The following is a 10,823-nucleotide window of genomic DNA, read 5'->3' on the forward strand; positions in this document are numbered from 1 at the left end:
TTTTAACATGAATTATTAATATTGATCAATATTTAATATACTATCGGGATAGTTTAGGTTGTTATTGTTTATAGGTTCAAAAGAGTATGCCGAAAATTGTAGATCATGAAGAAAGGCGCGCGGCCATTGCCCGAGGGGCGGTAGAAGCCATCGCTAATTATGGTATTCACAAGGTAACCATGATTAAGTTCGCCGAAGCCGGTGGCTGTACAGAGGGCATGGTCAATTATTACTTCGATAATAAAGAACATGTGCTCCAGGCCGCATTAGAACAGGTAATTAAATCTACTGAAGATCGTTTAGTGCAGGCGATACAAGACAACCCGAAGGATTTGGAGAACTTATTGCTGCAAACTTTGCCCATCAACGAAACTGTGCAAAAAGAATTCTGTGTCTGGCGAGACTTTTGGCAGCGGGCCGGAGATTCTCAAGCTTTGCAGCAAACTCAAACACACTGGATAAAGGACTGGGTAGCCGGTATTTCCGGTTTCATCGAGAAAGCACAGGCGGCCGGTGAACTCAGACCGGATCTAGATGTACAGTTAGAAGCTGAAATGTTGGCCACTTATGTGGATGGTCTGGGTCTAAAGGCGTCATTGGCTCCCAAAGATTGGCCTGTAAAGCGGCAGAAGCAACATGTGAGTGCGTATCTGTCACGGCTCTATTGACCGCTGATCCCCGAAATTCTTTTTTTAAAATCACACTACCTTCTTGTTATCTTCGGAAATCAGATAAATCGAGTTCGAATCTTGTCTGTTTTAGAAGTAGGACACACAGTTCGAGCCCGTCCTGTGAATTTAGGAGATCGACTGGAGAGGATTGGACGACGTCCTTAAATATCAACTCGATTGCCTTTTATGTCAATTAATGCCGACGCTACGCGGGTATATTTTCACCCTACTGCGAAGTGACGCGGCTACAGGTGCGATCCAATAGAAATCGATTTAATAATGAAGTGTGATATCTGGTGAGTTGGAACTGATAAATCTACAGCTCCATGATCACCGATACGACTGTTACTTTGATGAATTTGAATTCAATAAATTTAGTCACAAACCTCTATGTCCATAGCTACAACTTTTTATCTCGCCGCTTACAATTCGACAGTTATATTTATCGTCGTGGACATAATTTCGGTATTCTTTTCACTGCACTCTCCGATTGACACTAAAGCTCATTGGTTACCGGAAAACAAAAAAATCCTTGTTACTAATAGGGATTGCAAATTATTTTAACTATCGCATTGCTTTCTATGGTGGCTTTCTATCTTATCAAAAATCCAGCAATGTAAATATCAACTCGTCAGGCGAGGATCTTTCGAGCTAATTTCGTCGATGTTTGGCTTGTGACTCACCGGCGGACTAAAAGCGGCTCGGTCAATATTTTTACGGTATATCAATATGAAAAAAAGTATAACAAGACGTGATTTCTTGAATGGTTCTGCATTGGCAATAGGAGCGATGGGTCTATCCAGTAGCACTGCATGGGCTCAGCTACTGGGCGCATCTGGTGAGGCGACGACGCTTGGCCCCTTACCTGCGGATTACTATCCACCAACTTTGACAGGCTTGCGGGGCAGCCATAAGGGATCCTTTGAAGTGGCCCACTCACTGGCATGGCGTGGTGAGAAACCGCAGCACTACCAAAAGCTTCACGAGCACTATGATCTGGTAATTGTTGGTGGTGGAATATCCGGATTGTCTGCAGCGTGGTTTTATCGAAAAAAAATGGGCCATGATGCACGCATTCTGATTCTGGATAATCACGACGATTTCGGCGGACATGCCAAGCGCAACGAATTCCAGGTCAAAGGTAAAACGTTATTGGGGGCTGGCGGTTCGCAAAACTTGGAGTTCCCAGACCGCTACGATGATATTTCCCGCTCAGTATTGGACGACTTGGGCATCGATACCGATATCATGGAATCCAATATGACGCAAGATTACCCCTTGGGCAATACCGATCACGATGCAGGCATGTCGATTGCGACTGATAATGGTCACGTTAACCTTGGCGGAAATTGGATTAATTTTTTACACGCGAAGGAAGGCTATCGCGAAGCGATAGAACGATTGCCTTATAATAAATCTGAAAAAGAAAAACTGATCGAATTCGTATCCGGCGAGCACGACTACCTTGATGAACTGTCCTTCTTCGAGAAATATAAGTACTCAAAAACCACCAGTTACAATAGTTTTCTTCGCGACAGAGTCGGGTTTTCGGGCAGAACAATTCGTATGCTAGATGTTTTTAGTCGTGGCATGTTCGGGTACTCTGGCTGGAAGGACAGTATTCTTCACGCCATCATGCTTGGCGCGCCAGGGCTCAGAGCGATGGGCTGGTTGGGTGAAGTAGCCGACTTCCTGACGATGAGTACAGGCAAAGCTTATGAAGCCAGATATTTCCCCGATGGCAATGCAACTGTAGCGAGGCTACTGGTGAGTAAGTTGATTCCCTCCGTAGCGAAAGGGGAGGGAAATTTTACCAACATTGCCACTAAACGCCTCGACTATAGTGAACTTGACCGAGAACGACACACCACTAAAATAGGCTCCCCAACAATATAGGGAGCAGATTTTACATTTAGATTCGTAACATGCCGTTATATATAGAAAATGTATTCATCTTTCTATAGCTGGATGGATCTGATTTTATCCATGTCGAATCTAGCATCATTCGAAGCTTTCCGTCTGAAATCGTATTCACCTCGTAAATTAACGTGCTTCCAAGTTATCACAGATCCTTGGCTTATTGATTCTATAAGATCTTTTCTGTCTTCACGGTCAGAAGTGTTAGCAACAAGGTCGGATAAGTATAAGTAGTTCCAGAGTATGATTGAATTTTGAAGAAGTAGCTTGCAGGCAGTCGCAACTTCCTGGTCTGCGAGGACGCCTTCTTGAAAAGCTTGGTCGTTGTCAAAAAATACCGCACGAGAGAATCTATTTGAAAGTTCGACTCTGTTTAGCTGCTTTTGTATTTGTTGCCTCAGATCCTCATCATCAAAATAGGTCAGGATGAACTGTGATTTGATGATCCTTCCAAATTCTTTAAGAGCTCTATATAAAGGGTGCTCTTTTGAATAGGAACTCAATCTTTTGAACAGTTGTGAAGCAGTCGCGTGCTTCATCTTAATCGTCGCGACAAATCTTAAAATGTCATCCCAATGTTCAAGCACTAGGTTTTTACTGATAGGCCGACTTGGAAGTAGGCGGTAGCCTTTGTCGTAAAACGTTTTCCGTGCAGAAAAGCTATATATTTGTTGGTTTCCGATGTTGGCAAGTCTTGGAGCAAACGCTATTCCCAAGAAATGGGAAACTGCAAAGATTTGCTCTGTATAGCCATGTGTATCAGTTGAATGAACTTGTTTAAGGTCAGTCACTTCATTTTGAAGCAAGCCATCAATAACGTATGGAGCTTCTCGATCTGAAGCGCTGAATACTGAATTGTGGAATAACGACTGCTTTTCATCTATAAATGTGTAGATCGTCACGCCTTTGTCTTTTCCAAAATACTTGTAGGAGTGGTTTGCGTGCAGGCAATCTACATCAACATTGACCTTTCTTCCGTCACTCGATGAGTGGAGAATTTCTGGGTCTTTGAGATAAGCACTCGACAATTTCAAATTATGAATCGCATCAACGATCCGGTTATTAGCTTTTCGAATATTGTCTAGACTGAAAAACCAGTTAACCGTGTTGTGGAGCGTATGCTCCTCAATGCCAGCTGAGATGCTAGCAAGTTTGCCCAGACCGATATTACAGCCCTTTGCTAAAACTCCGGCCATTAGTGTTTCTTCCTTTGGCTTCATTTTAACGTTCTTGGGGCTGAGATGCTGAAAGTCTTGAGTAAACTGACATACTTGGTTAACTTCCTTGAGTAGTTGAAGAATTGGAATATATCCATCCTGGGACAGCGCATCCGAAATAAATGACTTCTCTTCAAAATCGGTTTTCGATGTTTTTACTCTAGATACTCGACCATTCTTAAAAGTGAGCGCTGTATTTATCCCTTTTACTAAATGCTCATTGACGACCTTGTATTTCTCGTGAAGCCCCAACTTCAAACCAGCTAAATACGCTTCGCCGTCTATGTACTCAAGTAAATTACACTCACGCAAGATCTGGTATTTATGTGCCTCCCAGTATTCTTTATCAATCATGTAGTCTTGAATACTGCGAAAACGATACGAGCAGTTGATATTTAAGTCTCCCGACTTAATCCCTTTGGATATGTAGATGTATAGGAGGCACTTGTACAATGAAGTTGAAAAATCATTGCGCTCTACTGCTGCACGATCTTGCTTTGTCAAAAAACTAATAGGAGGGGACTTTCCCACATTTCCATCCGATTCTTGGAAGTGCGCTATCGCAGCTAATAAATCCTTTGCCTTTGATGCGCCATCAAAGGAGAGAGCTCTTACTATCGGAGTGGCCTTGAGTTGTAGCCTTAAAGAAAGCGATTCGAGCAACTGGTAGTAAGTTTGGTTTTTGCTTTCTTTTCTAAGTTGATTATCTAGTTCTTCTAACAGGCTGTAGTCAATTTCGTCCTTTTTCTGATAATCAAAAACAAGCTCTTCTATTTTGTAGTATTTCTCGTTTGGCGTAGATAATCGGCTTTCAACGATTGAGATAATATCTTTGGCGAGCTTTGAAATAGATTTATGAGACTTACTTAGTTCCTGAACTGCCTTATCACGCTCCTCCTTAACTAATCGCTCATGTTCTGCTTGCTTACTAGTAGCCTTATGCAGTGTTGATGTGACCGATTTCATCAATGCATCAACAAGACTATCTTGTCTAGAGAAATAGTTGTGCTTAACAAACCCTAGCAGATGAAGATAAATGTTCTCCTGGTCTGTGAGCTGGGTCAGTTGTTGGATATCGGTTTTGCGCACCCATTCTGCATAATACCTTGTAGCCTTATCTTTTAAATCTATCACATCATAAACATCTGTAAGTTGGTCGAACATCTCGTTGAATACGACCATGTCTTTGACACTTTGCTTAATGTCCTTTGGTCGCATCGATTGATCAATGTTTTTATATGATGCCAATAGGGTAGTTGTTCTGCTTCCAGCGCTTATTGGAGTTAATAGAGAGTCCAACAGATCTGAATGGCTCGGCTGTATAGCCTTGCGAAGATCAGCAATTTGCATTCGCTCTGATTCATTGAATGCTTCTGTTATAATTGTGTTTAATTCCCTAAAGCTTGGAATAGCTACTTGGTGCTTCCAGCAAGTATCTGTAAGAACGTCAAATATCAGTTTTGGCTTTTCCTTTTGAGCTGCAAAATTCTTCGCTAAACCTACTAAAGTTTCAGCCATGCTGCTGTCGTAGGGTTCCCAGTTCAGAAAGTCTAAAATCTTATTCCTGTGCCTTGTAACTAACGATCCAATGTAGTTAACCAATGAAGTAGGGGGCTCAACGTTCAAAATCTTGGCAACATAATTGATATCTCGCTTTCGATATTGCGCAGAATTGAAGAATCTAGCTCGCGACCTGAAGTAGCCAAACTGTACAACAAACCCAATTCGGCTCTCGATGGGGTTGGTTCGCGTAATGCTTGATTTCAGTTCAGAAGGAATAGAGAAGTAACGTTGGCGATCTTCCTTGGTAAATTTAGGAGGGGTATCGAATAGTTGTCTTTCAGACTCGTTTAAGATATTAATAGTTGGCATGTTAGTACGCTCTTATTGTTATGGTGCGTAATTACTTATCGGTGCCTGGCAAGAAAAACTTAGCAGTTAAGCGTGAAAACAGTTTTAATTCCCTTCTCAATATTTGGTGTGTATGTCAGGCAAACGCTAACATTGCCTCCAGACCTTTAAACGGATAATAAACTATGTCATGACGAAGGCTAAAGCCGCCTTTGGCAAACATCCATGAAACCTCCTGATACAACGTCGTCGTAGGATTCTAGCTTTGAGCACAAAGCACTACCTTTCTGACAGTCTGCCATCTTCACTAAGCAGTCCTTTGGCGGATTTTGCTCTTGGGCAGCTGTGATGAGTTAGCGGACATTGGCCGTTATTCACTTTATAGACAAAGCAGATAGAAATAAGGGAAAAGGATTTTGTCATCTGGCTTCACAAAGTAAATTAATAGCAAGTATCTAATTTTCCCTCATTTAAGAAAGAATATCGCGAGAGTGTAAATTTCGTCTATATCGCGCAGGTGTTTCACCAGTCCAGCGTTTGAATGCTTTGTGAAAACTTGCAATGTCTTTGAAACCACAACATTCACCAATTTCCTTCAGGCTTAAAGTATCTGCAGATAGCAACGAGACCGCTATTTGTTGTCGTTCCTGTTCGCAAAGTTGCCGATATTGTACATGCTCTTGTTGTAGGCGGCGTCTTAAGGTTCGAGGACTCATTGATAGCTTGCTCGCTATTAGGGGTAGTTCTGGGAGATCTCCCTCACTTTGGGCAAGCATGCTTCTTACGGTGAAGACTATATCTCCTAATCTGGCATTTTTAACTCTTTCTAATTCGTCTCGACATTGCGAAATTACCACCTTGCTTGTGACTCGGTTTGTCATAGGAAGGGCTTGTTGCATCTTGTCTAAGGGAATAGAGAGTTGTCCTGATGGAGCTTCAAACTGCACTGGGCTTTCTGATATCTTTTGATAATACCTAGCATTAAGCGGTTTTGAATAAGGAAGTTTCACTTCACTAAAGCGAAATGGTTTTGCAATAAGTTGGCTAATTTGAGCTTTCAAGGATCCAAGGAAAATCTCATAGCCAAAGATATCGTTTACTGGAAAATTCATTTCGGGATTTGGGTTTAGACTTATCAATAGCATATTGCCTTGCTGCTGATTTGATATCGTAAAACGACTTCGGAGAATTTCCTTGAATTCATCCGCAATAGCCAAAGCATGGCCCAGTGTCTTTGCGCAGAGTAGTGCTGATGACAACATTCCCCATCTCGACAAGTTCAGTGCTAAACCAAAATCAATACCTAAGCCAGGTCGGTTTGCTAGTCGATAAACATTGCGATAAATCACATCAAACTGTTTAAGAGATATCGCGCTACCTAGTGACTGAGAGATTTGAAAATCTAGACCACTGCCAAATAACCAGTTTGATTCAGCTACGCCTTCACAAGCCATAAAGCGGCGAATAAGTTCTAGTTCTGAGCCTGGAAAAATGGCGAGATCTTCAAAATTCTTGGGCATTAGTTTGCCTTTAAGGTCCTAGGTGTTGTTTAAATAGGCCAACTGTAAATTTAAAAGTGACCCTAAATAACAATAAATAGTACGCTTTCCATTATCAAAGATAAATATTTGAGTAGATGCCATGGCCATAGAAAGCAATCAATCAGAACAAGAAAAAGTCGCTTTGATACGACAAGCAATTCGTGAAAGCGGTGATCACTGGCGCAGAAAGGTTCCCATACTAGCCAATACGAATTTGATCGGACTCTCGATTTTTATTGCCAGTATTATGGGCGTATGTGTTTCTGCCTATTTCTACTTGAACGGTACGATAAACGCTCTCGTATGTATTTTAGTTGTAGCGATTCTAACGTCACTGCTGCATGAGTTGGAGCATGACCTGATTCATTGGCAGTACTTTAAAAACAACAAATTGATTCACCATTTCATGATGCTTGGTGTGTGGATATTCCGACCAGGAACCATTAACCCTTGGATACGACGTCACCTTCACTTTCTTCACCATAAAACCTCGGGCACTGAGAAAGATATAGAAGAGCGAGGGATTGGTAACGGTCAGGCATATACAGCACTAAGATGGTGGATAATGTTTGATCCCGTATTTGGTAATATCGCCAAGATTTTATTAGGAAATGAGTCTCGTAAGGCTTTTAGAGTTGCCCGCTTACTCGCGGCCTATTTTCCTTTTGGCATCGTAGCAGTTTCCGTTTGGTATCTATTTCTTGGTTATCATCTGACAAGCGGAGTATCACACTTGTTAGGAGCAAGTGTAGCTTGGAGTGATACGACTTTAGTTTTAATGAGCTATATTAATCAGGCAGTAGTCATACTGATTGCACCACACTATTTGCGCTCTTTTTGTTTGATATTTATCAGTTCAAGTATGCACTACTATGGCAACGTGGACTCAGTACTTAAGCAGACCCAGGTACTCAAGCACTGGTATTTCTGGCCCTTGCAGCTATTTTGTTTCAACTTTGGAAGTACTCACGGTATTCATCATTTTGTTGTTGGAGAGCCCTTTTATATTCGCCAGCTCTAGGCTAAAGATGCACACAAGGCGATGAAGGCTCACGGCGTCCCATTCAATGATCTAGGGACGTTTAAGAGACGTAACAGATTTCCTAAGGTGCAAACAGGTAATCATAAATCCGAGGTGTTTGTATGAATACTGCGATGAAACTAGAAGTGCTTGAATTCGATGAGTATTTCGTCGATACGCCATCGGTTCGCTTGTGTGTGAGGGAATATGGTGATCCCAAAGGCACGCCTGTTCTGATGATCATGGGATTAGGTTGTCAAATGACCCATTGGCCTGATCATTTGCTTGAGCAGTTGCTACAGAAACCCATCCGACTCATCTGTTTTGACAATCGAGATATTGGTCTGTCCGGGAAGATTAAGTCACAACATCGGATTGATACGCGCTTAGCTTATCTGTCTCATAAATTAGGGTTAACCCCTTCAGCTAATTATACGTTGCATGATATGGCGGCAGACACCTCTCATTTAATAACGGCGCTTAATTTGGGGTCGACGCATGTTATCGGTGTGTCGATGGGAGGTATGATTGGACAAATATTAGCAGCGAATTATACGGAGCAGCTTGCTTCGCTTAGCATAATGATGTCGTCAACCAATTCCCCCAAACTTCCATTTCCTGATCTCTCCTTGATGATCAAGTTTGGGCTTTCAGGTCGTAGACCGAAATCAGAAGAAGATCAGATAAAGCGTTGGATGGGATTTTGGAAGCTTATACAAAGCCCAGAATATCCAACACCTAAGCATGATATTGAAGCAATGGTAAGAGCAGGCTTCGAGAGAGACTATTCTCCAGCAGGAACATTGAGACAACTGCAAGCGATTCTCTCGACAGGGAGTCTGGAGAAGTACATTAAAAATGTCCCGCTACCTACTCGGGTGATACATGGCAGTCACGATCCTTTACTTAAACCTGCTTGCGGGAGAATCATAGCTAAACGCATACCGAGAGCCGACTTTTATTTAGTACCAGGTATGGGGCATGACCTTCCTCGGCAGCTTAGTCCTAAATTGAGTCATCTAATACTTGAGCATATTGAACAGGCAGAACGAACGCAGCGGTAGGAGTAAAAACTTTGAGTAAGCTGAATAAGTATTCATGAACAGAAGTAATATGCCAAAAAATCATATAACTGCCTCAACAGACTGGTGCGCTCTTGATATCAGAAATAACCACAGAAGTGAGCTGATGAACAATATGCCTGATGGAATCCAAAATGGTACTAAAGACAGTATTAAAAATAGTGCCTGGCAATACCCCAAACCTTTCACAAAAGAGATCCAAATTAATGACGACCATGTGGATCGTTTAGGACATACCAATAATGTTAAGTACTTGGAATGGCTGGAAGCTATTGCTTGGGAACACATTGAGAGTCTAGGCTATGGGTGGGATACCATGCACAAGTCTGGTTTTGCTCTTGCGATAACCAACACTGTGCTGAACTATCGAATTGCATCTTATGTCGGCGATTCTTTAGTGCTAGGGACTTGGATCTCATTTAACGACCAACGCTTCAAGTGTGGAAGAGCGTTTCAACTGATTAGAGTATCGGATTTAAAAACGGTTTTAACCGCATCAATGGAGTTTGCCTGTATCAAACTGTCAAATGGAAGACCTTCAAAGATGCCTTCTGATATGTCTTTAGCTCTGAATTCTGGTAAGCCTGGAAGCTCCTCAAAAAAACAAGGCCATAGATAATATAGCCCAAACGTACAAGATTTCTATTCCTCTTAGAATTAGTATAAAAACTGAGTTAGCTTAGATAGGTGAAACCATAGTGAGTAGTGTACGTCGTGTTGCAGCTGTTCAAATGCAAGGCCGTAAAGGTGATATTTCTTACAACCTCGGTCATATCAAAGAGCTTGTTAATGACGCCATCAGCAACGGTGCGGAAGTCATTTCTCTCCCAGAATTTTTTACAACAACCATCGTGCTTTGTGACAGCGTGAAAGGTTGTTCGTTGCCAGAATCAAATAACGCAGCACTCGATTTGCTTATCGATATTGCGACCTCAAATGACGTTTTGATAGGTGGTTCTTATCTGGAAAAACGTGGTGAAGATGTTTATAACACTTATGTCCTGGTTCAACCTGATGGAACCGTTTCAAAGCACGACAAAGACTTACCGACCATGATTGAGAATGCATTTTATATTGGTGGTCAATCTGATGGTCATCACGCGACAAGTTTTGGCCGGGTGGGAACGGCTATGTGTTGGGAAACGATCAGGACCCAAACTGTTCACCGCTTAAAAGATCGAATCGATTTTTTAATGACTGGTAGCCATTGGTGGACGGCTGCATCTAATTGGAATATGGGCTCATTTCGTGACAAATCGGATAAAGCAAATCGCGAAATAATGTACGCTACACCCGGAAGACTCGCACAATTATTGGGGGTGCCTAATATTCACGCAGCACATTGTGGCGAAATAGTAGGGCAGTATCCGATGCTGGCAGGAGGGAAGGGGCGTCTTCCTTTTGTATCTTCTCTCATTGGTGAGACGCAAATAACCGATGGCAAAGGAAATATTCTCAAACGCCTAGCTGCTGAAGAAGGGCCTGGGGTTATCGTTGCCGATGTTGATCTGGCAGAGAAACAT

8 protein-coding genes are annotated in these 10,823 nt (G+C 42.2%); 6 read left to right on the top strand and 2 right to left on the bottom strand.

Translation table 11 applies throughout. The features are described from left to right. Positions 1-86 precede the first annotated feature (86 nt). Positions 87-668 (top strand): TetR/AcrR family transcriptional regulator, encoded by a 582-nt coding sequence (locus A3766_RS02265; protein WP_068510848.1) that lies wholly within the window; start codon positions 87-89, stop codon positions 666-668. A 732-nt stretch (positions 669-1,400) separates the two neighbouring features. After that, positions 1,401-2,567 (top strand): FAD-dependent oxidoreductase, encoded by a 1,167-nt coding sequence (locus A3766_RS02270; RefSeq protein ID WP_068511478.1) that lies wholly within the window; start codon positions 1,401-1,403, stop codon positions 2,565-2,567. A gap of 62 nt (positions 2,568-2,629) precedes the next feature. Here A3766_RS02270 and A3766_RS02275 read toward each other — a convergent pair whose 3' ends face one another. Together A3766_RS02275 and A3766_RS02280 are read right to left on the bottom strand one after the other, a co-directional pair. Then, positions 2,630-5,677 carry a Tn3 family transposase gene (locus A3766_RS02275; protein ID WP_068641586.1) on the bottom strand — a complete coding sequence of 1,016 codons (3,048 nt, stop codon included), beginning with the start codon at positions 5,675-5,677 and terminating at the stop codon, positions 2,630-2,632. A gap of 449 nt (positions 5,678-6,126) precedes the next feature. Further along, complete coding sequence (locus tag A3766_RS02280) at positions 6,127-7,176, bottom strand: AraC family transcriptional regulator (protein WP_068510674.1); 1,050 nt, start codon at positions 7,174-7,176, stop codon at positions 6,127-6,129. 121 nt (positions 7,177-7,297) lie between these two features. On the opposite strand from A3766_RS02280, the gene A3766_RS02285 reads away from it, so the two are divergent. The 4 genes from A3766_RS02285 to A3766_RS02300 form a co-directional block, all read left to right on the top strand. Further along, positions 7,298-8,218 carry a fatty acid desaturase gene (locus tag A3766_RS02285; RefSeq protein ID WP_082907006.1) on the top strand — a complete coding sequence of 307 codons (921 nt, stop codon included), beginning with the start codon at positions 7,298-7,300 and terminating at the stop codon, positions 8,216-8,218. Positions 8,219-8,340: 122 nt separating this feature from the next. Beyond that, positions 8,341-9,282, top strand: coding sequence for an alpha/beta fold hydrolase (locus A3766_RS02290; RefSeq protein ID WP_068641587.1), 942 nt, complete (start codon positions 8,341-8,343; stop codon positions 9,280-9,282). A gap of 124 nt (positions 9,283-9,406) precedes the next feature. Beyond that, positions 9,407-9,919, top strand: a complete 513-nt coding sequence (locus tag A3766_RS02295) for a thioesterase family protein (protein WP_197479203.1) — start codon at positions 9,407-9,409, stop codon at positions 9,917-9,919. A 79-nt stretch (positions 9,920-9,998) separates the two neighbouring features. Then, a partial coding sequence (locus A3766_RS02300; RefSeq protein ID WP_068641589.1) for a carbon-nitrogen hydrolase family protein occupies positions 9,999-10,823 on the top strand: 825 nt, incomplete at its 3' end.

It is taken from the genome of Oleiphilus sp. HI0132, assembly GCF_001635845.1.

Excerpts from the sequence above, each read along its gene's own strand:
- A3766_RS02285 (WP_082907006.1), top strand. The coding sequence starts at position 7,298 with ATGGCCATAGAAAGCAATCAATCAGAACAAGAAAAAGTCGCTTTGATA.
- A3766_RS02265 (WP_068510848.1), top strand. The coding sequence starts at position 87 with ATGCCGAAAATTGTAGATCATGAAGAAAGGCGCGCGGCCATTGCCCGA.
- A3766_RS02290 (WP_068641587.1), top strand. The coding sequence starts at position 8,341 with ATGAATACTGCGATGAAACTAGAAGTGCTTGAATTCGATGAGTATTTC.
- A3766_RS02275 (WP_068641586.1), bottom strand. The coding sequence starts at position 5,677 with ATGCCAACTATTAATATCTTAAACGAGTCTGAAAGACAACTATTCGAT.
- A3766_RS02295 (WP_197479203.1), top strand. The coding sequence starts at position 9,407 with ATGAACAATATGCCTGATGGAATCCAAAATGGTACTAAAGACAGTATT.
- A3766_RS02280 (WP_068510674.1), bottom strand. The coding sequence starts at position 7,176 with ATGCCCAAGAATTTTGAAGATCTCGCCATTTTTCCAGGCTCAGAACTA.
- A3766_RS02270 (WP_068511478.1), top strand. The coding sequence starts at position 1,401 with ATGAAAAAAAGTATAACAAGACGTGATTTCTTGAATGGTTCTGCATTG.